The sequence below is a fragment of the Streptomyces sp. NPDC003284 genome (assembly GCF_053589675.1).
In genome coordinates this window covers 480,512-504,642 of sequence record NZ_JBSFSI010000002.1, presented here as the reverse complement: position 1 = coordinate 504,642, position 24,131 = coordinate 480,512, and the positions used below count along the sequence as shown (strand labels likewise).

The 24,131-nt window shown below is 74.1% G+C and carries 25 protein-coding genes; 18 read left to right on the top strand and 7 right to left on the bottom strand.

Annotated features, from left to right (window positions below; translation table 11 throughout):
• Positions 1–17: 17 nt before the first annotated feature.
• Positions 18–584 carry a GNAT family N-acetyltransferase gene (locus ACWDYF_RS05765; RefSeq protein ID WP_389466966.1) on the bottom strand — a complete coding sequence of 189 codons (567 nt, stop codon included), beginning with the start codon at positions 582–584 and terminating at the stop codon, positions 18–20.
• Positions 585–678: 94 nt separating this feature from the next.
• Here ACWDYF_RS05765 and ACWDYF_RS05760 point away from each other — a divergent pair, with 94 nt between their 5' ends.
• Both ACWDYF_RS05760 and ACWDYF_RS05755 read left to right on the top strand, forming a co-directional pair.
• The gene (locus ACWDYF_RS05760) at positions 679–1,575 is read left to right on the top strand and encodes a TIGR01777 family oxidoreductase (RefSeq protein ID WP_389466969.1); all 897 of its coding nucleotides are present in this window, start codon (positions 679–681) and stop codon (positions 1,573–1,575) included.
• Positions 1,576–1,782: 207 nt separating this feature from the next.
• Positions 1,783–3,264: an NAD(P)/FAD-dependent oxidoreductase gene (locus ACWDYF_RS05755; RefSeq protein ID WP_389466974.1), complete on the top strand. Its 1,482-nt coding sequence runs from the start codon at positions 1,783–1,785 to the stop codon at positions 3,262–3,264.
• An 849-nt stretch (positions 3,265–4,113) separates the two neighbouring features.
• On the opposite strand, the gene ACWDYF_RS05750 is transcribed toward ACWDYF_RS05755, so the two are convergent.
• A complete protein-coding gene (locus ACWDYF_RS05750; protein ID WP_389466979.1) occupies positions 4,114–5,652 on the bottom strand; it encodes a regulator in 1,539 nt (512 codons plus the stop codon).
• 244 nt (positions 5,653–5,896) lie between these two features.
• Between ACWDYF_RS05750 and lipB the strand changes: the two genes are divergently transcribed.
• From lipB to ACWDYF_RS05730, 4 genes are all read left to right on the top strand, one after another.
• On the top strand, positions 5,897–6,697 hold the full coding sequence (gene lipB, locus ACWDYF_RS05745) for a lipoyl(octanoyl) transferase LipB (protein WP_381743658.1): 801 nt from the start codon (positions 5,897–5,899) through the stop codon (positions 6,695–6,697).
• Positions 6,698–6,838: 141 nt separating this feature from the next.
• Positions 6,839–7,804 (top strand): lipoyl synthase, encoded by a 966-nt coding sequence (gene lipA, locus ACWDYF_RS05740; RefSeq protein WP_018567368.1) that lies wholly within the window; start codon positions 6,839–6,841, stop codon positions 7,802–7,804.
• 294 nt (positions 7,805–8,098) lie between these two features.
• A complete protein-coding gene (locus ACWDYF_RS05735) occupies positions 8,099–8,299 on the top strand; it encodes an SCO2195 family GlnR-regulated protein (protein ID WP_018567367.1) in 201 nt (66 codons plus the stop codon).
• A 126-nt stretch (positions 8,300–8,425) separates the two neighbouring features.
• Positions 8,426–9,130, top strand: a complete 705-nt coding sequence (locus ACWDYF_RS05730) for a DUF4191 domain-containing protein (RefSeq protein WP_389466982.1) — start codon at positions 8,426–8,428, stop codon at positions 9,128–9,130.
• Between the two features lie 111 nt (positions 9,131–9,241).
• Here the strand turns inward: ACWDYF_RS05730 and ACWDYF_RS05725 are convergent, their stop codons facing one another.
• Positions 9,242–9,709 (bottom strand): RDD family protein, encoded by a 468-nt coding sequence (locus ACWDYF_RS05725; RefSeq protein WP_078509958.1) that lies wholly within the window; start codon positions 9,707–9,709, stop codon positions 9,242–9,244.
• Between the two features lie 207 nt (positions 9,710–9,916).
• Here ACWDYF_RS05725 and glnA point away from each other — a divergent pair, with 207 nt between their 5' ends.
• Entirely contained in the window at positions 9,917–11,326 is a 1,410-nt protein-coding gene (glnA, locus tag ACWDYF_RS05720; RefSeq protein WP_018567364.1) for a type I glutamate--ammonia ligase, read from the top strand.
• A gap of 139 nt (positions 11,327–11,465) precedes the next feature.
• Here the strand turns inward: glnA and ACWDYF_RS05715 are convergent, their stop codons facing one another.
• Positions 11,466–11,735 carry a hypothetical protein gene (locus tag ACWDYF_RS05715; protein ID WP_381743655.1) on the bottom strand — a complete coding sequence of 90 codons (270 nt, stop codon included), beginning with the start codon at positions 11,733–11,735 and terminating at the stop codon, positions 11,466–11,468.
• Between the two features lie 251 nt (positions 11,736–11,986).
• Here ACWDYF_RS05715 and ACWDYF_RS05710 point away from each other — a divergent pair, with 251 nt between their 5' ends.
• From ACWDYF_RS05710 to ACWDYF_RS05695, 4 genes are all read left to right on the top strand, one after another.
• Positions 11,987–12,241 (top strand): SCO2583/SCO2584 N-terminal domain-containing protein, encoded by a 255-nt coding sequence (locus tag ACWDYF_RS05710; RefSeq protein WP_381743653.1) that lies wholly within the window; start codon positions 11,987–11,989, stop codon positions 12,239–12,241.
• Between the two features lie 87 nt (positions 12,242–12,328).
• On the top strand, positions 12,329–13,252 hold the full coding sequence (gene htpX / locus ACWDYF_RS05705; RefSeq protein WP_381743651.1) for a zinc metalloprotease HtpX: 924 nt from the start codon (positions 12,329–12,331) through the stop codon (positions 13,250–13,252).
• A 2-nt stretch (positions 13,253–13,254) separates the two neighbouring features.
• A complete protein-coding gene (gene pspAB, locus ACWDYF_RS05700; protein ID WP_018567360.1) occupies positions 13,255–13,839 on the top strand; it encodes a PspA-associated protein PspAB in 585 nt (194 codons plus the stop codon).
• Between the two features lie 19 nt (positions 13,840–13,858).
• Positions 13,859–15,592, top strand: coding sequence for an alpha/beta fold hydrolase (locus ACWDYF_RS05695; protein ID WP_389473933.1), 1,734 nt, complete (start codon positions 13,859–13,861; stop codon positions 15,590–15,592).
• 50 nt (positions 15,593–15,642) lie between these two features.
• Here the strand turns inward: ACWDYF_RS05695 and ACWDYF_RS05690 are convergent, their stop codons facing one another.
• Together ACWDYF_RS05690 and ACWDYF_RS05685 are read right to left on the bottom strand one after the other, a co-directional pair.
• Positions 15,643–15,960 carry a hypothetical protein gene (locus ACWDYF_RS05690; RefSeq protein ID WP_389473935.1) on the bottom strand — a complete coding sequence of 106 codons (318 nt, stop codon included), beginning with the start codon at positions 15,958–15,960 and terminating at the stop codon, positions 15,643–15,645.
• Between the two features lie 203 nt (positions 15,961–16,163).
• Positions 16,164–17,054: a polysaccharide deacetylase family protein gene (locus tag ACWDYF_RS05685; RefSeq protein WP_389473937.1), complete on the bottom strand. Its 891-nt coding sequence runs from the start codon at positions 17,052–17,054 to the stop codon at positions 16,164–16,166.
• Between the two features lie 154 nt (positions 17,055–17,208).
• On the opposite strand from ACWDYF_RS05685, the gene ACWDYF_RS05680 reads away from it, so the two are divergent.
• From ACWDYF_RS05680 to ACWDYF_RS05650, 7 genes are all read left to right on the top strand, one after another.
• Positions 17,209–17,571 carry an arsenate reductase family protein gene (locus ACWDYF_RS05680; protein ID WP_064532721.1) on the top strand — a complete coding sequence of 121 codons (363 nt, stop codon included), beginning with the start codon at positions 17,209–17,211 and terminating at the stop codon, positions 17,569–17,571.
• Positions 17,572–17,777: 206 nt separating this feature from the next.
• Complete coding sequence (gene glnII / locus ACWDYF_RS05675; RefSeq protein WP_382852384.1) at positions 17,778–18,806, top strand: glutamine synthetase; 1,029 nt, start codon at positions 17,778–17,780, stop codon at positions 18,804–18,806.
• A 211-nt stretch (positions 18,807–19,017) separates the two neighbouring features.
• Positions 19,018–19,161: a hypothetical protein gene (locus tag ACWDYF_RS05670; RefSeq protein ID WP_158679335.1), complete on the top strand. Its 144-nt coding sequence runs from the start codon at positions 19,018–19,020 to the stop codon at positions 19,159–19,161.
• A 6-nt stretch (positions 19,162–19,167) separates the two neighbouring features.
• Positions 19,168–19,809, top strand: a complete 642-nt coding sequence (locus ACWDYF_RS05665; RefSeq protein ID WP_389473940.1) for a winged helix-turn-helix domain-containing protein — start codon at positions 19,168–19,170, stop codon at positions 19,807–19,809.
• Positions 19,810–19,918: 109 nt separating this feature from the next.
• Complete coding sequence (locus tag ACWDYF_RS05660; RefSeq protein WP_389473942.1) at positions 19,919–20,929, top strand: SDR family oxidoreductase; 1,011 nt, start codon at positions 19,919–19,921, stop codon at positions 20,927–20,929.
• A gap of 85 nt (positions 20,930–21,014) precedes the next feature.
• Positions 21,015–22,307, top strand: a complete 1,293-nt coding sequence (locus tag ACWDYF_RS05655) for a sensor histidine kinase (protein ID WP_389473944.1) — start codon at positions 21,015–21,017, stop codon at positions 22,305–22,307.
• The gene (locus ACWDYF_RS05650; RefSeq protein WP_037893464.1) at positions 22,292–22,945 is read left to right on the top strand and encodes a response regulator transcription factor; all 654 of its coding nucleotides are present in this window, start codon (positions 22,292–22,294) and stop codon (positions 22,943–22,945) included. Before ACWDYF_RS05655 ends, ACWDYF_RS05650 begins: the two co-directional genes overlap by 16 nt.
• Positions 22,946–22,979: 34 nt before the next feature.
• Here the strand turns inward: ACWDYF_RS05650 and ACWDYF_RS05645 are convergent, their stop codons facing one another.
• The gene (locus ACWDYF_RS05645; protein WP_389473946.1) at positions 22,980–24,101 is read right to left on the bottom strand and encodes an epoxide hydrolase family protein; all 1,122 of its coding nucleotides are present in this window, start codon (positions 24,099–24,101) and stop codon (positions 22,980–22,982) included.
• Between the last annotated feature and the right edge of the window lie 30 nt (positions 24,102–24,131).

Genomic DNA, 24,131 nt, shown 5'->3' with positions numbered 1-24,131 from the left:
AGCGGGCCGCGTGCGGCTCAGACCAGCGGACGGCCCATCAGGACGTCGTCGACATAGGCACCGTCCAGGAAGAACTCCCCGGGCTGGACGCCCTCCACGACGAAGCCCTCGGACTCGTAGAGCCTGCGGGCGGGGGTGTTGGGGCCCAGCACGCGCAGGGTGATGCGGCGGGCGCCGAGGCGGCGGGCCTCCTCGACGGCGGCGCGCACCAGGGCGCGGCCCGTTCCGGCGCCGCGGGCCTCCTCGGCGACGGCGAGGCCGCGTATCTGCTGGACGTGCGTGTTGGCGGCCAGTTCGGTGGGGTGGCCGAGGCGGACGTAGCCGACCGGGCGGCCGTCGAGTTCGGCGACCAGATGGTGGTCCGGTCCGGTGCGTTCGGTGAAGAACGGCGGGTACGGCTCCTCGGGGCGCGGCTGCACCGAGTGCAGCGGGGACCAGGTGGCCCCGTCGAGCCGGGCCAGGGCCTCTTCGTCCGCCGCTCGGGCCCGGCGGATGCGCGGGGCGGCCGGGGGCGTGTGGGCGGCACCGCCGGATATGGGGGCGCTGTCGGTGCTGTCGGTGCTGCTGTCTGTGCTGTCGGGCATGGGGGCACTGTAGGTGCGGCCAGGGTGGCTGTCCCGGGGATTTCCGTGGCGGGGCGCGGGGGTGGGAGGGGCATGCCGGGGCAGGATGGGGCGCATGGAACGTTCACGCATCGCGGTGGCCGGCGCGTCCGGTCTGATCGGCAGCGCGCTGGTGCGGTCCCTGGCCGCCGACGGGCACGAGGTGGTGCGCCTGGTGCGGCGGCCGGTGCGCGGCGCGGACGAGGTCCGCTGGGACCCGGAGCGGCAGTACGTGGACACAGCGGGGCTCATCGGCTGTGACGCGGTGGTCGATCTGGCGGGCGCGGGGGTCGGCGACCACCGCTGGACGGACGCGTACAAGCGGACGCTGCGCGACAGCCGCGTGCTCGGCACGGCGGCGCTGGCCGAGGCCGCCGCCGCCCTGGACACCCCGCCGCGGGTCTTCGTCGGCGGCAGCGCGATCGGCTTCTACGGCGACACGGGCGGGACAGCCGTGGACGAGGACGCGCCGCCCGGCGACGGGTTCCTGGCCGCGCTGTGCGTGGAGTGGGAGGAGGCGGCGGCCGCGGCGCAGGAGGCGGGCGTGCGGACGGTGTTCGCGCGCACCGGTCTGGTGGTGGCCCGTGAGGGCGGCGCGTGGGGGCGGCTGTTCCCGCTGTTCAGGGCCGGGCTCGGCGGGCGGCTGGGCGACGGGCGGCAGTACTGGTCGTTCATCGCGCTGCACGACGAGGTGGCGGCGCTGCGGCATCTCATCGACACCGAGTCGCTGTCCGGGCCGGTCAATCTGACCGCGCCCGAGCCGCTGACGAACCGTGAGATCACCGCGGCGATGTCCCGGGTGCTGCACCGGCCCGCGCTGCTGCCGGTCCCGGCGCCGGTGCTGCGGGCCGCGCTCGGGGAGATGGCCGGGGACGTGCTGGGCAGCGCGCGGGTGTTGCCGCGGCGGCTGCTGGAGTCCGGGTTCGTGTTCGCCTTCCCCGGGATCGAGGACGCGGTGCGGGCGACGCTGTGAGGGGCGCGGGGCGGCCGCGGGCGGCGGTGCCCTGGGGGCGGGCGCCGTGCGCGTGCGGCCGTATGCGACCGCCGTGCGACCGTGCCCTGTCCATGCGCGACTGTCCCTGACCGGACGGCGCCCTAATCTCGTGCCGAACTCGGGTATTCCTCAAGCCGGTCGAGGGCATCACCGCCCCACCGGTCGCGCAACCTCGAGGAGGGGCACGTGCTTGAGCCCGCGTACCAGGTGGATGTCGTGGTGGTGGGAGCCGGGGTCGCCGGACTCTCCGCGGCGCATCGGCTGACCAGCGCAGGAGTGACGACCGCGGTCCTGGAGGCCGCCTCCTTCGTGGGCGGTCGCATGGCGACGGAGAAGACCGACGGGTTCCGGCTCGACCGGATCGGACAGCCGCTGTTCACGTCGTATCCCCAACTGGCCCGCAGTCCCGGGCTGGACGCGCTCGTGCTGCGTCCCTTCGCGCCGGGGGTCCTGCTGCACCACGACGGGCGGCGCCACCGGGCGGGTGCCCCGGCGGGCGCCGGAAGCGCGCGGAGCGCACTGCATGCCGTGCGCGCCCTGGCGAGCGCCCCCCGTTCCGCGGCGCTGCCCGGCGGCCGGGGCGTCCGGGCCCTGCGTCCCGTGCCGCCGCCGCGGTCCCGGGCGGCCCGGCCCGACGACTTCGCCGCGCCCGGTTCCGCGGCACCGGCCCGGCCCGGCCGCTTCGCACCGGCGGCCGACCGCGCCCAGCCCTTCGGCATCGGCACCCCGCTGCGGGTGCGCGCCGCCCTGGCCCGGATCGCCGCCACCCCGGTCGAACGCCTCCTGGCCCGCCCGGACGTGCCCGCGGCCCAGGCCCTCGCGGAGCGCGGGCTGCCCGCCCGCACCGTCGACGGCTTCCTGCGGCCGCTGCTGTCCGCGCTGCTGTGCGACCCGGACCTCACCACGTCCAGCCGCTGCGCCGACCTGGCGCTGCGCGCCTTCGCCACCGGGCGGCTGTGCCTGCCGGAGGGCGGCGCGGAGGTGCTGCCGGAACTCCTCGCGAGCACGCTGCCGCCGGGCACCGTGCGCACCGGCGTGCGGGTCACCTCCGTGTCCACCAACACGGTGACCACGGCGGAGCACGGCGAGATCCGCTGCCGCGCGGTGCTGGTGGCCACCGGCGCGCGGACCGCCGCCACGCTGCTGCCCGGACTGCGGGTCCCCGGCTTCCACCCGGTGACCGTGGTGCACCACACCACGGACGAGCCGCCCGGGACGGGCGCGCATCTGCTGCTCGACGCGGAGCGGGGCGGGCCGGTCGCGCACACGGCCGTGGTGAGCCACGTGGACCCGTCCCGCGCCCCGGCCGGGCGCGCGCTGGTCTCCTCCACGGTCCTGGGCGCGCCGTCGGCCGACGTCGACACCGCCGTACGCCGTCATCTGGCCCGGCTGTACGGCACCTCGACCGAGCGCTGGGAGACGCTCGCCGTCCACCACCGCGCCGAGGCGGTGCCCGCGATGCGCGCGCCGCACGATCTGCGGCGGCCGGTGCGGCTGCTCGCCGGGCTCTATGTGTGCGGCGACCACCGCGACACCAGCACCCTCCAGGGCGCTCTGCACTCGGCCCACCGCGCCGCCGCCGCGATCCTCGCCGACCTCGGCACGGGCCGCCCGATGCACAGCGCGGACCCCCTCCCGACGACGACGCCACGGGCGGCGGCGGCCTGAGGGGGTCCCTCCGGGGGTGCGGGAGGAGACGGGGCCCTTGGGCCCGGGGGGCTGGGCCCAGGGCCGGTGGCCCAGAAGCCGGAGCCCGGTGGGCCGGGGGGGGGACTGGCCGGTGGGCCCAGGGTTCTCGCCCCCGCCGCCCCTTCCCGTCCCGTCCCCAGGGGCTTCGCCCCTTCGACCCCACCGGGGCTCCGCCCCTGGACCCCGGCGGGCTCGCCCGAGGGCACCCGGGCCAGCCCCTCGGCGGGGCGCAGCGGCGGCCCGCAGGGCCTCCCGGGACCGCCGCCGACGCGACCGGGTGGCCGGGCCGTGGACGGTCACGGCCACGCGGCCCGGTCGGCGCCGACGCGAGCCGCGCGGCCGGTCGGGCGCGACACGGACGGTGCCGGTGCCGCCACCGGGCCGCCGTCCTCGCAGCCGGGACAGTCACGGCGACGCGGTCCGGTCGGCGCCGACGGAAGCCGTACGGCTGTCCGGGCGCGGCCCGGCCGGTGCCGTGCCGCCCCGGCCGCGAGGACGGCGGCAGGTACCGCCCGCGACCGGCAGACGCCCACCGCCCGCCGCACCCGCGACCGGGACCACCACGCCGGTCCACCCGCCCGGCAGCGCCCTCCCGGCACCGCCCGCGCCCCGATACCCGGCCTCCCGCGACCGACCAGCACGCACCACGCACCACGCCCGCGAGCGGGCGGGCACCACCACGCCGACCCGCACGCCCGGCAGCCTTCCCGGCCACTCGGCGCGGGCCGCGCGCCGCGATGCCCCGGCCACACCCTCGGCCGATCCAGCCCGCGCCCCGCCGCCCGCCGCGCGACCGGCCGTCGCCCGCCCGCACCGCGCCCCGGCTTCTCAGCTCAGGGACGCCACCTTGTCGCGGTACGTGCGGACCGGGGGCGCGTCCTTGTAGGGCTCCAGGCGGCGTTCGAAGTCGCGGACGTACTCGTCGGCGCGGACCGAGCGCATGTCGGCGGCCTGGGCGGCGGCCTCGGCGCCCAGGCGGCAGGCCTGTTCGAGGTCGCCGAGGCCGAGGCGGGCGGTGGCGAGAACGACCCGGCTGAACAGGCGGCTGCGGGCGTACGCCGGGGCGCGGAGCTGGAGGGCGCGTTCGGCGTGCTGGGCGGCGGCGCGGTACTGCTGGAGGTCCCGGTGGCAGTGCCCCAGTTCGTCGGCGAGCTGTCCCTCGTCGTAGGAGCGCGCCCAGAAGGGCACCTCGTCGCCGGGCCTGGCCGCCTCCAGGGCGCGTTCGGCGCGGGCCAGCGACGCCGTGCAGGCGCGGACCTCGCCGAGCACCCCGTGCCCGCGTGCCTCGGCCGCGTGCAGCAGCGCCTGCACGGCGGGCGGCGCGGAGCCGCCGAGGCCCTGCTGCGCCACCCGGGCCAGCTGGACGGCCTCCCGCCCGTGCGCCAGGTAGACGGCCTGCCGGCTCATGGTGACCAGGACGTAGGCGCCGTAGGCCCGGTCCCCGGCGGCCTGGGCGAGCCGGAGCGCCTGGACGAAGTAGCGCTGGGCGAGGCCGTGCGCGGCGATGTCGTACGACGTCCAGCCGACGAGCCGGGTGAGGTCGGCCGCCGCCGCGAACAGGCGGCGTCCGGTCTGCTCGCCGTAGCTGCCGCGCAGCATCGGCTCGCACTCGTGCTCCAGATAGCGCACGAGGGCCTGCCGGGCGTGCCCGCCGCCGTACATGTCGTCGAGGCTGCGGAACAGCTCGCCCACCGAGCGCAGCGCGGCGATGTCCCCGGGGGTGACCCGGCGGCCGGGTTCCTGCTCGCTCTGGGCGCGCTCGGCCCGCCCGCGCTGGCGGGGCACGCCGGGGACCGGCTGCCCGGCCCCGGCGAGCGGGGGCGGCGCGGACGCGGCCGCGGGCGCGGGCCGGGACGGCGGCACGGCGGCCGTACGGCCCTGGGCGGGGACCCGGGGCGCGGCGGGCTGCTCGGTCCGGGCGACGCGGTCGTCGGCCCGCCCGATCAGCCAGTCGCGGCTGGGCACCACGAGCCCGGCCGGGGTGAAGGCGATCTTGCGGAGTTCGGCCTGGCTGCCGGAGTCCTTGCGCCACAGCCCGCTGACGATGTCGACGGCCTCCTCGGGGGCGGCGGCGAACTCCAGCCCGGCGTAGACCGGGGCGCAGGCGTCCAGGCCGAGGTCCTGCGCGGTGAGGCGGCGGCCCAGGCGCCGGGTGAAGACCTCGGCGATGAGGGCGGGGGTGGTCCCTCTGGGCTGCTGGCCGCGGAGCCAGCGGGTGACCGAGGTCTTGTCGTATCTCAGGTCCAGGCCGTGTTCGAGACCGAGCTGGTCCACACGACGGGCCAGACCTGCGTTGGAGAACCCCGCTTCTGCGATGAGCGCGGCGAGCTGGCGGTTGGGGGTGCGCTGCGCGGGTCGTTCCGTCATCTGCGGTGCGGTCTCCTGCCTTTCGGGCCCGCACGCGGGTGCGTGGTGCCCGGATTGCCTGTGAGCAGCCCTTATGGCCTCATGAACGGCGCGAATGTAGCGGAGAGTGAGCAGCCGGCCGCGCTCTTCGGCACCTATTCATCCGATCGTGTGAGGATTGCCCGCGCGGCTGACGCGCGGCGGCCGGACGTACAGTGGCGTGGGCGCACGACGCGCCTGACGACCTTCCAGGGAGGCGCTTGCCGTGGGTGAGGTGCGGTTCGTCCGCAGGGGATTCGGTGCCGAGGCCGTGGACTACCAGGAGGCCTGGGACGAGCAGCGGCGGGTGCACGCGGCCCGGTTCGCGGACGAGATCCCCGACACCGTGCTGCTGCTGGAGCACCCGCCCGTGTACACGGCGGGCCGGCGCACCCAGGACAGCGAGCGCCCGCTCGACGGCACCCCCGTCGTCGACGTGGACCGCGGCGGCAAGATCACCTGGCACGGCCCCGGACAGCTGGTCGGCTACCCGATCCAGAAGCTGCCCCGCCCGGTGGACGTGGTGGCGCACGTGCGGCGCCTGGAGGAGGCGCTGATCCGCACCTGCGCGGAGTTCGGCCTGGAGACCACCCGGATCGAGGGCCGCAGCGGGGTGTGGGTGCTCGGCGACCCGGTCGAGCTGCGGCCCGCGCTCGGCGGCCTCTCCCTCGACTTCGACCCGCGGCTGGCCGACGAGGAGTTCGACCCCCGGCTGAACGGTCCCGAGTACGCGCCGTCCAACGCGGGCCAGCGCCGCGAGGACCGCAAGATCGCCGCCATCGGCATCCGGGTGGCCAAGGGCGTCACGATGCACGGCTTCGCGCTGAACGTGAACCCGGACAACAAGTGGTTCGACAGGATCATCCCCTGCGGGATCCGGGACGCGGGCGTCGCCTCGCTCGCGGGCGAGCTGGGCCGGGACGTCACCATCGCCGAGGTGCTGCCCGTGGTCGAGCGGCATCTGCGGGACGTCCTGGAGAACGCCGACCTCAGGCCGCGCGCGGTCGAGAAGCCGGCGGCCGTCTGACGGCGCGGCCCGGCGGACCCGCGGCACTCGCCCGGCGACGGGAATGATCTCCGCGGGTCGAAGGTTGGCCTCACCGACAGGGCGCAAGGAACACGGGCGTACGCTGGGTACGCCGAAGAATCGAAGTTACAGGGAGCCGATGTGTCCGCAGTCGCACCCGACGGACGCAAGTTGCTGCGCCTGGAGGTCCGCAACAGCCAGACCCCCATCGAGCGCAAGCCCGAGTGGATCAAGACCCGGGCGAAAATGGGTCCCGAGTACACGAAGATGCAGAACCTCGTGAAGAGCGAGGGCCTGCACACGGTCTGCCAGGAAGCCGGCTGCCCGAACATCTACGAGTGCTGGGAGGACCGCGAGGCGACCTTCCTCATCGGCGGCGACCAGTGCACCCGGCGCTGCGACTTCTGCCAGATCGACACGGGCAAGCCCGAGGCGCTGGACCGTGACGAGCCGCGCCGCGTGGGCGAGTCCGTGGTCACCATGGACCTGAACTACGCCACCATCACCGGCGTCGCCCGCGACGACCTGGCGGACGGCGGCGCCTGGCTGTACGCCGAGACCGTGCGCCAGATCCACGCGCAGACGGCGGAGCGCGAGGGCGGCCGGACCAAGGTCGAGCTGCTCGCCCCCGACTTCAACGCGGTCCCCGAGCAGCTCGCCGAGGTGTTCGAGTCCCGGCCCGAGGTCTTCGCGCACAACGTCGAGACGGTCCCGCGGATCTTCAAGCGGATCCGCCCCGGCTTCCGCTACGAGCGCTCCCTGAAGGTCATCACCGAGGCCCGCGACTTCGGCCTGGTGACCAAGTCCAACCTCATCCTCGGCATGGGCGAGACCCGCGAGGAGGTCGTCGAGGCGCTGAAGCAGCTGCACGAGGCGGGCTGCGAGCTGGTCACCATCACGCAGTACCTGCGCCCGAGCGTGCGCCACCACCCGGTGGAGCGCTGGGTCAAGCCGCAGGAGTTCGTGGAGCTGAAGGAGGAGGCCGAGCGGATCGGCTTCTCGGGCGTGATGTCCGGGCCGCTGGTACGGTCCTCCTACCGCGCCGGGCGGCTGTACCAGATGGCGATCGAGAAGCGGGGCGCCTTCGTCGCCGCGCAGGCCGTCTGAACCGTCCGCGCCGCCTGACGCACCGTCAACCGCCGTGCCCCGCCGCCTCCGACGGGACCGCCGGGACTGTGTGAATTCGAGCACAAGAACTTACCGCTCAGTAGAGGCCGAGACGACGCGGTCCCGGGCGTCCCCGCAGATGAGGGCGCCGACCGGGGCCGCGTCGCCCTTTTGGCCCGCGATGTCAGGGCTTCACCGCTGTTTGACCGGTCGGTCACGCCCTGGTAACACCAGACAGTGACCCTGGTTCCACACCATCCGCGTCCGGAGCCGTTACGAGGGGGGACCTCCACCATGCAGGCCGCGCCCGTCCGCGCCACCGCCATCCCGTCCTTCTCGGTCGCACTCCGTGCGGTCGAGTCGCTGCTCATGAGCGGCGGCCAGCGCACCGCCCGCCGCAACGCCTGGACCTCCGTACTGGAGGACCGCCGCCGCGCCAAGGACCGGGTCGAGGCGCAGCGCGTCCTCGACCGCTTCCCGGCCGTGCGCCCGTAGCGCGCGCCGCGCCTGCGCCCGCAGCGCGCCCCGCCGTACGCCCGCGCCGTGCCCCGTCGCACGCCCGCGGCCGGACGCCGGGCACTGCGTCGTCGGCCACTCGCGGGGGCACGTAGACTTCGTGCCATGGCGAGGAAGGAAACCGCAGCCGAGGCTGCGAACCCGGGGCGACTGAAGCAGATCGCCCTGACGTACAAGATGACCCGCAAGGCCGATCCGAAGATCGGCCTCGTACTCGCGGCTGTCGGCATCGTCGTCTTCGGTGTCCTTCTCGGGATCGGCTTCTTGATCGGCCACCCCGTCTATCTGGGCATCCTGGGCCTCCTGCTCGCCTTCCTGGCGATGGCGGTCGTCTTCGGCCGCCGGGCCGAGCGGGCCGCCTTCGGGCAGATGGAGGGGCAGCCGGGCGCCGCCGCCGCGGTGCTGGACAACGTCGGCCGCGGCTGGACCACCACCCCGGCCGTCGCCATGAACCGCAGCCAGGACGTGGTGCACCGCGCGGTCGGCAAGGCCGGCATCGTGCTGGTCGCCGAGGGCAACCCGAACCGGGTGAAGACCCTGCTCGCCGCCGAGAAGAAGAAGATGAACCGCATCGTCGCGGACGTCCCCGTGCACGATGTGATCGTCGGCACCGGCGAGGGCCAGGTCGAGCTGAAGAAGCTGCGCACGACCATGCTGAAGTTCCCCCGTGTGCTGACCGGCCCCCAGGTCACCGCCACCAACGACCGGCTGCGCGCCCTGGGCGACCTGATGAGCAACATGCCGCTGCCGAAGGGCCCGATGCCCAAGGGCATGCGGATGCCGCGGGGCGGCGGCCCGAAGGCGCGCTGAGCCTTCCCCGGCGTACGAGCGGACAGCGTACGAGCGGCGTACGAACTGAGTAGAGCTGAGGGGCGCCCGGAGTGATCCGGGCGCCCCTCAGCTCTATTCGGCTCTACGCTCCTACAGCCGGACCTCGACCGTGCCCGCGAGCCGGTCGTGCAGGCCGCGGCCGTCGCGGTCCCAGATCAGCGCCGGGAGGGCCAGGAAGAGCAGCACTGTGCGCAGCAGGGCGCGCAGCGGCTGGACGCGGCCGGTGCCGAGGGCGACCACCCGCAGCCCGAGCAGCCGCTTGCCGGGGGTGCAGCCGACCGTGCCGAGGGTGAGCACCATCAGCACGAGGAGGATGAGCGGGCCCCACACCTGGGCCGCCTCGTTGTAACTGTCGGCGATGAGGCCGTATGCGATCAGGAGGCACAGGCCCCAGTCGACGGCGAGGGCGGCCAGCCGCCTGCCCGGCCGGGCGATCGAGCCGGGGCCCTGCTCCGGCAGTCCGAGCTGTTCACCCCGGTAACCGAAGTCGGCGCCCGCGTCCTCCATGGCCGCGCGCGGTCCGGAGAGCCACGATCCCACTGCTTGCCTGTTGTCCACCCGTCCACGGTACTGCGAGGCTGGAAGTGGGACGGCCGCCGGGGTGTCCACGGACGTGACCGCGCCCCGGCCGGTTAACTTCTGCGAAACAAATGGGTCACGCCCGGGAAATCACCCGTCCCTAGGGTCGAGGCACCGTGTGCCACCGCACTGGCCGCACGCACGATCTACCACCCCGGCGGGACGGTCGGGAGTAGGAGGAGCTGGATGTTCCAGAACGCCGACGAGGCCAAGAAGTTCATCGCGGACGAGGACGTCAAGTTCGTCGACGTCCGCTTCTGCGACCTGCCGGGCGTCATGCAGCACTTCACGTTGCCCGCCGATGCGTTCGACCCCGATGACGAGCAGGCGTTCGACGGATCCTCGATCCGCGGCTTCCAGGCCATCCACGAGTCGGACATGTCCCTGCGTCCCGACCTGTCCACCGCGCGGCTGGACCCGTTCCGCCGGGACAAGACCCTCAACATCAACTTCTTCATCCACGACCCGATCACGGGCGAGCAGTACTCCCGTGACCCGCGCAACGTGGCGAAGAAGGCCGAGGCGTACCTGGCGTCCACCGGGATCGCCGACACCGCGTTCTTCGGCCCCGAGGCCGAGTTCTACGTCTTCGACTCCGTGCGCTTCCGCACCGCCGAGAACGAGTCCTTCTACCACATCGACTCCGAGGCGGGTGCCTGGAACACCGGCGCGCTGGAGGACAACCGCGGGTACAAGGTCCGCTACAAGGGCGGCTACTTCCCGGTCCCGCCGGTCGACCACTTCGCCGACCTGCGCGCCGAGATCTCCCTGGAGCTGGAGCGCTCCGGCCTGAAGGTCGAGCGCCAGCACCACGAGGTGGGCACCGCGGGCCAGGCGGAGATCAACTACAAGTTCAACACGCTGCTCGCCGCCGCCGACGACCTCCAGCTCTTCAAGTACATCGTGAAGAACGTCGCCTGGCGCAACGGCAAGACCGCGACCTTCATGCCGAAGCCGATCTTCGGCGACAACGGCTCGGGCATGCACGTGCACCAGTCGCTGTGGAGCAACGGCGACCCGCTGTTCTACGACGAGGCCGGTTACGCGGGCCTGTCGGACACCGCCCGCTACTACATCGGCGGCATCCTCAAGCACGCGCCGTCGCTGCTGGCCTTCACCAACCCGACGGTGAACTCCTACCACCGCCTGGTGCCGGGCTTCGAGGCCCCGGTGAACCTGGTGTACTCGCAGCGCAACCGGTCCGCCGCGATGCGTATCCCGATCACCGGCTCGAACCCGAAGGCCAAGCGCGTCGAGTTCCGCGCCCCGGACGCCTCCGGCAACCCGTACCTGGCGTTCTCCGCGCTGCTGCTCGCGGGCATCGACGGCATCAAGAACAAGATCGAGCCGGCCGAGCCGATCGACAAGGACCTCTACGAGCTGGCGCCCGAGGAGCACGCGAACGTCGCCCAGGTCCCGACCTCCCTCGGCGCCGTCCTCGACCGCCTGGAGTCCGACCACGAGTTCCTGCTCCAGGGCGACGTGTTCACGCCGGACCTGATCGAGACGTGGATCGACTTCAAGCGCACCAACGAGATCGCCCCGCTCCAGCTCCGCCCGCACCCGCACGAGTTCGAGCTGTACTTCGACGTGTGACCGGCACCGCGCCGCCCGGCGCGACGCCCCAGGGAAACGCCCCCCGTGCAGTCCTCGCACGGGGGGCGTTTCCTCGCTTGGGGGGTGCCGGTCCTCGGTCCTCGGGGTGCCGGTGGGGGACCCGGGCCCGGCGCCGGTGTCACAGCACGATCACGACGACCGAGCTCTGGTTGTAGCCGAAGCCGTAGCCGTAGCCGTACCCGGGGCCGTAGAGGGCTCCGCGGTCGCCGCGGCGGCCGTAGCAGTTGCTGCTCCACCAGCCGCAGCTGCCGTGGGTCGCGGTGGCCGAGGTGCCGGCCGGTGCGGTGGCCGCCGAGGCGGTGCCCGCCGTGCCGATCGCCGCGCCGCCCGCCAGCAGGACGCCGGCGGTGGACAGTGCGAAGAGTCGCCTCGCGCGTGGTGCTTTCATGGAAAACCTTCCCTTCCACCCGCTCGTGCCGCTGGTACGGCTCCTCGGGTGACGTGCCGGAAGGCCGCGGCCGGCCGCAGCGCGCTCACTTGCAACGAGGCTAGCCGCCGCCGCACGACTCAGCATCTTGAGCCGAACGAGGGACGCGCCCGTGCAACCTTCCGGCGTCCGGCGGGTCTCCTACTGACGGAGCCGGTGGCGGCAGAAGAACGGCAGAAGACAGCAAGAAGACAGCAGAAGAGGTGACGGGCATGGCCGGACACGACGACTTCGAGCGGGAATTCGATCACCGCTGGGCGAGCGCCGCCGAGCACAAGGAGCCCTCCGCGCGGGCCCGTATGCTCGCCGCCCGCTGGAAGGACGCCCCGCCCGGCCCGGTCCCCTTCCGCGGCGACCCGGCCCCCGCGGCCCCCCGCCGCTCCTCCTGGATATCCACCGCCGCCGTCCTCGGCTCCGTGGCCGCCCTGATCGTCCTCATCGGCTACGCCCAGACCCACGGCGCGTAGCCGGCCGCCCGCCGAGCCGCCCCGCAGGTGCACACTGGAAGCGGGAGGGGACTTGTTCATGGGTGCCTTTCTGCGGGGTGATGGACGATGCAGAGCCGCTTCCGGAGCGACCGGCGGCTGACCGTGCGCATGGGGCTGACGCTGTTCCTGCTCGGGTTGCTGTACGTGGCGTTCGTGGCCGCGTTGATCGTGTTGCTGAAGTCGTGGGTGCTGGTCGTGGTGATCGCGGCGGGTGTGCTCATCGCGCAGTACTGGTTCTCCGACCGGATCGCGCTGTTCGCGATGCACGGGCGGGTGGTGGAGCCGGAGGAGTTCCCGCAACTGCACGCGGTGGTCGACCGGCTGTGCGCCATGGCGGACATGCCGAAACCGACGGTGGCCGTGTCCAGCATGGACATGCCGAACGCGTTCGCGACCGGGCGCAACCCGGACAACGCCGTGGTGTGCGTGACCACCGGGCTGCTGCGGCGGCTGGAACCCGCCGAGCTGGAAGGGGTCCTCGCGCACGAGCTGTCGCACGTGGCGCACAAGGACGTCGCGGTGATCACGGTCGCCTCCTTCCTCGGGGTGCTCGCGGGGCTGGTGGTCCGGTTCGCGTTCTACTCGGAGCTGCTGGGCGGACGGGGCCGCAAGGACCAGAACACGCTGGCCGTGTTCGCCGTGGTGATGGGGGTGTCGGCGGCCGTGTACGCGATCAGCTTCCTGCTGATCCGGGCGCTGTCGCGGTACCGGGAGCTGGCGGCCGACCGGGCGGCGGCCCTGCTGACCGGGCGGCCCTCCGCGCTGGCCTCGGCGCTGACCAAGGTCACCGGTGACATCGCCCGGATCCCCTCGGAGGACCTGCGCACCGCCCAGGCCTTCAACGCGTTCTACTTCACTCCGGCGCTGGGCTCCGACCCCGGTGTCGCCCGGCTCTTCTCCACCCATCCGAGCCTGGAGCAGCGGCTGGCCCAGCTGGGGCGGATCTCCGCCGAGCTGGGTGAGGCCGCCGCGCCGGGGAAGGCGGGCTGAGGATGGGCCTCCTGGACATCCTGCTCGGCCGCAGCAGGCCCGCCCCGCCCGACCTGGACCAGCTCTTCGCGCTGCCGTCCGCCGCGGTGACGCTCCAGGCGGCGACCGGCTTCACCCCGACCGGGCAGGGCGCGGTGTGCTTCGCCACGGTCGAGGGCGCGGCCTTCGAGCAGACCCACCGCGAGGTCCAGGCGCTCCTGGACGCGGACACCGACCGCACCGGGCCGCCGGTGGAGCTGTCCCGGGACTCCTACGGCTACTCCTGGCTGGTCTCCCACCGCGCCCCGGACCAACTGCCCGACCTGGTCAACGACCTGCACGCCGTGAACAGCGCCATGGAGGTCAACGGCTTCGGGCCCCAGCTGCTGTGCTCGCTCGCCGGATTCACCGACGGCACCGGCCGCCCGCTCGCGCTGGTGTACCTGTACAAGCGGGGCAGCTTCTATCCGTTCGCCCCGCTGCCCGGCCAGGAGCGGCGGCGCGACAACGCCCTGGAGATCCAGGTGAAGGCCGCCCTCGCCGGTGACCTGCGCATCGAGCAGGATCTGAGCCGCTGGTTCCCGGTCTGGGGCGCGCCGGGGCTGTGAACTGTGCGTGAATGGCGGGATGCCTGATCCGCACCGTCCCTCCCGCGTCCCGGACCCGTACGCCCTGCCCGGCCCCCCGCCCGGTTCCGCCGGCCCCCTCGGCACCGTCACCGCCTTCGTCCAGGAGTACGACGGCGAGGCGCTCAGCGGGGTCCACGCCCACGCCGGTGCCGTACCCGGGCGGCCCACGGCCGTGCTGCTGCACGGTGCCGGCACCGGGTGCGCGGCGCGGCTGCGGCCGCTGTTCGCCGAGTTCGCCGCGCACGGCTGCCCGGTGCTCGCCTTCGACTTCTCCGGGCACGGCTCCAGCAGCGGCGCGCTGAGCGAGCTGACCCTGCGGCGGCGCTTCGCGCAGGCGGTCGCGGTGATCGACGAGCGGGTGCCGCAGGACGGGCCGCTGGTGCTGGTGGGCTTCAGCATGAGCGGGCAGACCGCGGCCGACCTGGTACGGCACTACGGGGACCGGGTGTCCGGGCTGGGCCTGTGCGCGCCCGCCGTCTACGCCGCCGAGGCGTGGGACGTGCCGTTCGGCACCGGGGACGGCGCCTTCAGCGAGATCATCCGCCGCCCCGGCTCCTGGCGCGCCTCCCCCGCCCTGGACGCGCTGCGCGCCTACGAGGGCCGGGCGGTGCTCGCCGTGCCCGGCACCGACGACGTCATCCCGGCCGAGGTCACCGAGGCCGTGCAGGACGCCCTGGCCGCCCGCGCCCGGTCGACCCGCCTCGACGTGCCCGGCGCCGGGCACCGGCTGGGCGAGTGGTTCCACGACCACGCCGGGGACCGGCGGGACTTCGTGAGCGCGGTGCTCGCCGGGCCGGACGGCCGCGGCTGGGGCGCGACCCGGGCGTGGGTGGCCCGGCAGCTCCCGCCCGGCCGCTCGGTGCGCGGCGCCGAGCGGCTGCGGGGCGGGTCCACCTCGCAGATGCGGGCGCTCACCCTGGACGACGGCGGCGCCCTGGTGCTGCGTACGGTCGTCCGGCCGTTCTTCCGCCGCCACGCCCCCGCGCTGCTGTCCCGTGAGGCGGCGGTCCTGGCGCTGCTGGCCGGTGAGGCGGGCGTCCCGGCGCCGGAACCGGTCGCCGTGGACGCCGCCGCCGAGCACTGCGACCATCCGAGTCTGCTGATGTCGGCGCTGCCGGGCCGGGTGCGGGTGGACGAGCCGGGCCCGGCCGAGCTGGGGCGGCGCCTGGAGCTGCTGGCGGCGCAGCTCGTCCGCGTCCACGCCGTCGTACCGCGGGCGCCGCACGAACGGCCGCGGGCCTACGAGGCGTGGACGCCGCCGGAGCGGGTGCGGGCCCGGCCGGGTGAGCTGTGGGAGCGGGCGGTGCGGATGCTGCGCCGCGAGCCGCCCGCGTACGAGGGCTGCTTCCTGCACCGGGACTTCCACCCGGGGAACGTGCTGTTCACCGGGGCGGGCCCGGACCTGCGGATCAGCGGGGTCGTCGACTGGGTGGAGACGTCCTGGGGCCCCGCCGATCTGGACGTGGCGCACTGCGCGACCGCGCTGGCGCTGCTGCACGGCCCCGGCCACGGGCTCGCCTTCGCGGACCGCTACGAGGCGCACGGCGGACGCCGTCTGGCCCGGGGGCGCGACCAGTTGTACTGGCGGCTGCTCGACGCGCTGCACTACGCGCCCGGCACGGACCGGCTCGCCGGGCCCTGGCGCGAGCTGGGCCGCGCCGACCTCACGCCCGCGGTGCTGGGCGACCGGCTGGAGGCGTATGTCGCCGGGCTGCTGAAGCGGTACGGCTGAGCCGCCCGCCGGGTGCGCGCGGCGCCCGGGGGCGGCCGGTCCGGGCCGGGTCAGCGGGCGTAGCGCATCAGGGCGCGGACCATGTGGCAGGTGGTGGCGGACGGCGGGTGGACGCCGATGAGTCCGGCGGTGGCGCCTATCGTCTCGTCGCGGGCCTGGCCCGGCTGGACGCCGGAGTCGAGCAGGGCGATGGCGAGCCGCATCGCCTTCAGGCGGCGGTTGTGCGTGACGTACCACTCGCGCGGGCGGCCGGGCGGCAGCGGGCGCTTGTGCACGGGCGCGTAGGGCCGGTCGAGCGGGACGGGGCGCTCGGCGGTGGACTGGGTCGGCAACGGCTTCGGCTCGGGCTTCAGTGTGGCGGCGGACACCGGCATCCTCCTGTCGCGAGGGGGCGCCGGCCGGGGAACGAGACCCCGGTGACGCCCTCGAACACTGACTCCATTCTACCGCCGGGCACTGACAACGGCAGGGTCGTGTACCCGCGTAAAGCCCCAGGTGAGCAGGGAAATTGTCGCCGCGTCACCCGCGGTTCGCAGGGGGCGCGCGGGACGGGAGAAAATCGAACAGAGGCTTACCGGGCGGGCGGCTGGATGTAGTCCTCCAGGCGGGCCACGGTGAAGCCCTGCTCCTGGATGCGCTTGAGCATGTTGGCGAACATCGTCGTCATGGTCGTGCCCTTGAGTTCGGAGGGCCCGCGGAAGTGGGCCAGGATGATGTCGCCGGGGCGCAGCTTCTTGTCCGCGGTCTGGTACTGCATGTTGCGGATCTGCATGGACTCCCGCCACCAGACGATCGCCCGGGGCCCGCACGCGCTCACCGCCGCCTTGGTGTCGGCGTTGTAGGCGCCGTAGGGCGGCCGGAACAGCAGCGGAGCGGTGCCGTACTGCTGGGTGAGGATCTTCTGGTCGCCGCAGATCTCCTGCTTCTGGCGGGACAGCGGGAGGGTGTTCATGACGGGGTGGTGCAGGGTGTGGTTCTGGATGTGGTTGCCCAGCTCCTGCAACGGCTTGAAGTACGCGTAGTCCGACTTGGCCGCGTCGTTCATCAGGAACATCGAGACCGGCACCTTCAGGTCCCGCATCATCCGGATGAACCTGGGGTCCTTCTCCTGCCCGTCGTCCAGCGTGATGAAGACGATCTTCTGCGAGGTCGGTATGTGGGTGAGGACCGGGACGGTGCCGTGCGCGGAGAGCTTGACGGGCTTGTCGGCCGGGGGCGCGGGGGCCGCGGGCAGGGGCTTGAGCCCCCACTTGTGCCAGGCGGCGGCACCGGCCGCGGTGTCCCGGTGGGCACCGGCCGTGGGCGCGGGGCCGCGCGTGGCGCCCGTGGACCCGGTGGAGCCGCCCGGTTCGCCGCCCCCGTCCCCGCTGCCGCCCGTGCCGCAGCCGCCGGCCGTCAGCGCCAGGACGGCCGTGCCCGCCAGCGCCCCGTAGAACCTGCCTGCCCTGCTGTGCCGCTTCACCGCGCCGTTCTCCCTCTGCTGTGCGTACGCATGCCGTACGGGCATCCGTGAGGAAGACGAGTCGTACGCGCGTGCGGTGCCGTTTCCGGCCACCCGAACCGTACGGAGGCCCGGCGGCGGGTCCGCCGGGGACGGCGGCGGCTACCGTGGCCGCATGGAGATCTGGATCAATCCGGCCTGCTCGAAGTGTCGCGGCGCGATCGGCGTGCTGGACGCCGAGGGCGCCGAGTACACCGTGCGCCGCTATCTGGAGGACGTACCGACCGAGGACGAGATCCGGACGGTACTGGCCCGGCTCGGGCTCGAACCGTGGGACATCACCCGCACCCAGGAGGCCGCCGCGAAGGAGCTGGGCCTGAAGGACTGGCCGCGCGAGGACGCCGCGCGCGGGCGCTGGATCGCCGCGCTGGCCGCGCACCCGAAGCTGATCCAGCGGCCGATCATCACCGCCGACGACGGCACGGCGGTGGTGGGGCGGACCGAGGAGGCGGTCCGGGACGCGCTCGGCCGGGGCTGACGGACCGGGCGGCCGCCGGTTCGCGGACGCGCCGCCGCTCCCCCGGTAACACGGGGTTCACACTCGGGCAACGGCCGGGAAACCGGCTGTTGACAGGCTGCGGGTATCCACCGCGACGCACCGGTGCCGCCGCCCCGCCAGGGCGGCCCGGCGGCACCGCACCGCATCGCGCGTGCACCCGTGACACCCCGAAGGATGTGGCCCCCGTGAGCTTCAAGGCTGAGTACATCTGGATCGACGGCACCGCGCCGACGGCCAAGCTGCGTTCCAAGACGAAGATCCTCAGCGACGACGCCCAGGGGACCGAGCTGCCGCTGTGGGGCTTCGACGGGTCCTCCACCAACCAGGCCGAGGGCCACTCCTCCGACTGCGTGCTCAGGCCGGTCTTCTCCTGCCCCGACCCGATCCGCGGCGGCGCCGACCTGCTCGTCCTGTGCGAGGTCCTCGACACCGACCTCACCCCGCACGGGTCCAACACCCGCGCCGCGCTCGCCGGTACCGCCGAGCGGTTCGCCGCGCAGGAGCCGGTCTTCGGCATCGAGCAGGAGTACACCTTCTTCAAGGGCTCGCGCCCGCTCGGCTTCCCCGAGGGCGGCTTCCCCGCCGCGCAGGGCGGCTACTACTGCGGGGTCGGCTCCGACGAGATCTTCGGCCGCGACGTGGTCGAGGCCCACCTGGAGAACTGCCTCAAGGCGGGCCTGGACATCTCCGGGATCAACGCCGAGGTCATGCCGGGCCAGTGGGAGTTCCAGGTCGGGCCGCTCGCCCCGCTGGAGGTCGCCGACCAGCTCTGGGTGGCCCGCTGGCTGCTCTACCGCACCGCCGAGGACTTCGGCGTCTCCGCGACCCTGGACCCCAAGCCGGTCAAGGGCGACTGGAACGGCGCGGGCGCGCACACCAACTTCTCCACCCGGGCCATGCGCGAGGGCTACGAGGCGATCATCACCGCGTGCGAGGCGCTCGGCGAGGGCTCCAAGCCGCTGGACCACGTGAAGAACTACGGCGCGGGCATCGACGACCGGCTCACCGGGCTGCACGAGACCGCCCCCTGGGACACCTACCGCTACGGCGTCTCCGACCGCGGCGCCTCGGTCCGCATCCCCTGGCAGGTCGAGAAGGACGGCAAGGGCTACATCGAGGACCGCCGTCCGAACGCCAACGTCGACCCGTACGTCGTGACGCGGCTGCTCGTCGACACCTGCTGCGCCGCGCTGGAGAAGGCCGGCCAGGTCTGACCCGTACGGCAACCCCGGGGCGTCCACCGTGTGGTGGGCGCCCCTCGTGCTGTCCGGGAAACCGTCCAAGCAGTGAGAGGAGGGTCCTGCCGGGGCGCGGCGTCTGCTTCAATGGAGCCATGGCCAGCTTCCAGAAGTACAGCGCGACGGGTCGCCATGACCTCGAGCCCTTCTGGCCTTCCCGTCAGCACCACGACTTCGACCGGGTGTGTTGCCGCGCGACGATCGCGCGGGCCCTGTAGAGCCGTACACCCCGGTCTCCGGCCAGCGCACCACGACGTACGTCCCCGGCGCCCGCGACCACGAACTCGCCGCCGCCGTCCCGACCGACGAACTCGACGCGCGAAAGAGCTGACCTCTCATGGCGACCTCTCGTTCTCTGACCACCGCCGCCCTTCCCGCCGCTTCCGGATCCGCCGCCTCCCCCGCCTCCCCCGCGCCCGCCGCCCGGCACCGGCTGCGGGCCGTGGACCGGGACGAGGTCGTGGACGTGACGGAGTTCCTGCCGCCGGGCGCCACCTGGCTGCCGGCCCCGCAGCACACCCTGCCCGCCCTGCCGGGCCGCCCGCCGATGATCGGCTACCTGGTGCTGGTCCCGGCCGACCAGCAGCCGCCGTTCCCGCCGGTGGCCGTGCCCGACCGCCCGCAGGCGGCCCCGGTGGTGACCGGCGGGGACACCGGTACCGCCGCCGTGGTCCCGGTGGGCGGCGATCCGCTGGTCCGGGTGGACACCGCACGGCGTGTCGCCGCGGTCGGCGGGCGCGAACTCGACCTCACCTACCTGGAGTTCGAGCTGCTCGCGCATCTCGTCGCGCATCCGCACCGGGTGCACACCCGCGACCAGCTCGTCACCACGGTGTGGGGCTACGGCCACGTGGGCGACGGCCGCACCGTGGACGTGCACGTGGCCCGGCTGCGCCGCAAGCTCGGCGCCGAACACCGCGCCGCCATCCAGACGGTGCGCCGGGTGGGCTACAAGTACGCCCCGCCGAGCGGCCGTTGAGCGGCCACTGACCGGCCGCTGAGCGGCCACTGACCGGCCGGGACGCACCCGCTCTGCCGACAGCAGAGCCCTGTTCCCTCCCGTGGCCGGACCGGGCACAGTCACCGGTATGAGACTTCTGGTGCTGGGTGGTTCGGATTTCGCGGGACGGGCCGTCGTCGAGGCGGCGGCCGGGCGCGGCTGGGACGTGACGGTCCTGAACCGGGGGCGGCGGGCGGTCGCCGCCCCCGGGGTGCGGTCGCTCGTCGGCGACCGCACCGCGCCCGACGGTCTTGCCGCCCTCGCCGCGGACAGCGGGGAGTGGGACGCGGTCGTCGACACCTGGTCGGCCGGGCCCCGCCCGGTCCGCGACGCGGCCCGGCTGCTGCGGGGCCGCGCCGGGCGGTACGTGTACGTCTCGACGTGCTCGGTCTACGCCTGGGCGCCGCCCGCCGGATACACCGAGGCGGCGCCGCTGGTGGAGGGCGCCGACCCGGACGCGGACGGCACCGACTACGCCCGCGACAAGCTGGGCGCCGAACTGGCGGTGACCGGCGCGTTCGGCGCCGGTGACTCGGTGCTGGTGCGCTCGGGGCTGATCCTCGGCCCGTACGAGAACATCGGCAGGCTGCCCTGGTGGCTCGGCCGGATCGCGCGTGGCGGGCCCGTCCTGGCGCCGGGACCGCGGGAGCTGCCGTTGCAGTACGTCGACGTGCGCGACCTGGCCGCGTGGATCCTCGGCTCGGTGGAGGGGGAGCTGAGCGGGCCGTACAACCTGATGAGCCCGCAGGGGCACGCCACCATGGGCGAGCTGCTGGACGCCTGCGCCGCGGTGACCGGCTCGGGTGCCGAGCTGCGCTGGACCGATCCGGAGACGGTCCTCGGCGCGGGCATCGAGCCGTGGACCCAGCTGCCCGTGTGGACGCCCCCGGGCAGCGCGGAGCACGACGCCCTGCACGCCGCCGACGTCTCCCGGGCGGTCGCGGCCGGACTGCGCTGCCGCCCGGCCGCCGAGACGGTCGCCGACACCTGGCGGTGGCTGTGCGACACCGGCGGTGTCGCCCCCCAGCGCCCGGACCGGCCCCCGGTGGGCCTGGACCCCGAGGTGGAGGCGAAGGTGCTGGGCCTCGGGCGGCTCTGACACCGCGGGGGTGGTGCCGGATACACCCCTCGTCCGGGGGGCCGGCCCCGTGACGGGCGCCGTCGGGCCGGGCGAGACTTGCCGCATGGACACGAAGAGCGGGCAGGGTACGGGGGACGGCCGGGGCGCGGCCGGGCGGGCACGGACGGTGGCGGCGGCCGGGCTGCGGGGACTGCTGCTCGCCGTGGTCTCGCTGACCGGATCGATCACGCTGTTCGTGCTCGCCGTGCTGTCGATCGCCTTCGTGCCGCTCGGCATCGGCTTCCTCACCACCCCGCTGGTGCTCGGCGGCGTCCGGGCGTTCACCGACTGGCGGCGGCTGGTGGCCGCCGAGTGGTGCGGGGTGCGGATCCCGGCGGTGTACCGGCCGCTGCCCGAGGGCGCCGGGCCCTTCCGGCGCACCCTCCTCCTGCTGGGCGACCCGGCGACCTGGCGCGGCCTCGGCTGGCTGCTGACCGACATGACGGCCGGGTTCGCCACCGCGCTGCTGCCCGCCGCGCTGCTGCTCTACCCGCTGGAGGGCTTCGCGCTGGCGGCCGGGCTGTGGCGGGCGTTCACGGACGGCACGCACACCGGGTACTGGTACGCGTTCGTGCCCGTCTCCGGCCAGGCGACCGCGTTCGGCGCCGCCGCCCTCGGCGCGGCCCTGCTGGCGGCCGCCTGGCGCCTCACCCCGCTGCTGCTCAAGAGCCACTTCCTGCTCACCCGCTCCGTGCTCGGCGGCGGCAGCGGCGAACTGGCCGAGCGGGTACGGGTGCTGACCGAGACCCGGCGCGACGCGGTCGACACCTCCGCCGCCGAACTGCGGCGCATCGAACGCGATCTGCACGACGGCGCGCAGGCCCGGCTGATCGCGATGGGCATGGACCTGGGCACCGTGGAGGCGCTCATCGACCGCAGCCCCGAGCAGGCCAAGGAGCTGCTGGCGCGGGCCCGGAAGAACTCCGCCGACGCCCTGGTCGAACTGCGCGACCTGGTGCGCGGCATCCACCCGCCGGTGCTGGCCGAACGCGGACTCGGCGACGCGGTACGGGCGTTGGCGCTGCGGATGCCGGTGGAGACCGAGGTGACCGTGGAGCTGCCGGGCCGGGCCGACGCCCCGGTGGAGTCGGCCGCGTACTTCGCGGTCAGCGAGGTGCTCACCAACGCCGTCAAGCACGCCGACGCCCACCGGGTCTGGGTCGACCTGCACCACCGCGACGGTATGCTGCGCATCGCGATCACCGACAACGGCCGGGGCGGCGCGGTGATCGGGGCCGGTTCGGGCCTGGCCGGGATCGAGCGGCGGCTGGGTACGTTCGACGGCGTCCTGGCCGTCAGCAGCCCCGCGGGCGGCCCCACCATGGTCACCATGGAGATTCCGTGCGTGTTGTCCTAGCCGAAGACCTGTTCCTGCTGCGGGACGGGCTGGTGCGGCTCCTCGAAGCCCATGACTTCGAGATCGCGGCGGCGGTCGGGTCCGGCCCCGAGCTGGCCCGCGCGCTGGCCGAGCTGGAGCCGGACGTCGCCGTCGTCGACGTACGCCTGCCGCCCACGCAGACCGACGAGGGGCTCCAGTGCGCGCTGCGGGCCCGGCAGGAGCGGCCCGGTCTGCCGGTGCTGGTCCTCTCCCAGCACGTGGAGCAGTTGTACGCGCGCGAGCTGCTGGCCGACGGCAACGGCGCGGTGGGCTATCTGCTCAAGGACCGGGTCTTCGACGCGGCGCAGTTCATCGACGCGGTGCACCGGGTCGCCGCGGGCGGTACGGCGATGGACCCGCAGGTCATCCAGCAGTTGCTGGCGAGGCGTTCGGGTCCGGACCGGCGGCTGTCCCGGCTGACGCCGCGCGAGCTGGAGGTGCTGGAGCTGATGGCGCAGGGCCGGTCGAACACCGCCATCGCGCACCAGCTCGTGGTCACCGAGCGGGCCATCGCCAAGCACACCTCCAACATCTTCGCGAAGCTCGGCCTGGAGGTCTCGGACGACGACAACCGGCGGGTGCTGGCCGTCCTCGCCCATCTGGACCGCGACCGCTGAGCCCGTCGGTGCGGCAGCCGTCCCGGCCGGGCGGTCAGCGGAACAGGCGGAAGAACCCGCGCACCTGCTCGACCAGCGACTCCGGCTGCTCCAGCGCGGCGAAGTGGCCACCGTGCGGCAGCTCCTCGTACCAGCGCAGGTCGGTGAACCGCAGCTCGGCCTCCCGCCTCGACGGGCGGGTGATGTCGCGCGGGTAGACCGACAGCCCGGACGGCGCGGTCACCCTGTCCCGGAAGCGGGCGAAGCTCTCCGCGTACAGGCGCGCCGACGAGGTGGCCGACGCGGTGAACCAGTAGACCGAGATCGCGTCGAGGATCGTCTGCCGCGGCAACGCGTCCTCGGGACGGCCGCCGTTGTCCGTCCACGCCCAGAACTTCTCGGCGATCCACGCGGCCTGCCCCGCCGGGGAGTCGGTGAGGCCGTAGCCGAGCGTCTGCGGCCGGGTCGCCTGGATCGCGGAGTACCCGCGGCCGGTGCGCCGCATCTCCTGCTCGGCCCGGAGATTCGCCAGCTCCGCGGGCGTCGGGTCGTCGAACGTGCCCGCCGCCACGGATCCCAGGTTCAGGTGGACGCCGGCGACCCGCTCGGGCGCCACCTCGCCCAGCGCACCCGAGACCGCCGAGCCCCAGTCGCCGCCCTGCGCGCCGTACCGTTCGTACCCCAGCGAGACCATCAGCGTGTCCCAGGCGCGCGCGGTGCGCGTGACTCCCCACCCGGTCGTCGACGGCTTGTCGCTCCAGCCGTACCCGGGCAACGACGGCGCGACCACGTGGAACGCGTCCGCCGGGTCACCGCCGTGCGCGCGCGGGTCGGTCAGCGGGCCGAGGACCTCCAGGAATTCGAGCACCGACCCCGGCCACCCGTGTGTGAGCACGAGCGGGAACGCGTCCGGCTCCGGCGAGCGGACGTGCAGGAAGTGGATGCCCAGCCCGTCGATCGTGTCGCGGTACTGCGGGAACGCGTTCAGCCGCTCGGCGAACCCGAAGTCGTAGTCCTCGGCCCAGCTGCGGCAGAGCTCCTGCGCATACGCCAGCGGCACGCCCTGTGACCAGTCGTCCACCGGCTCGCGCTCGGGCCACCGTGTCCGTCGCAGCCGTTCCCGCAGGTCCGCGATCTCGGCTTCGGTGACACTGACCTCGAACGGCTCGGCGGACATGGCAGGGCTCCTCACTGGTCACTGGTCACT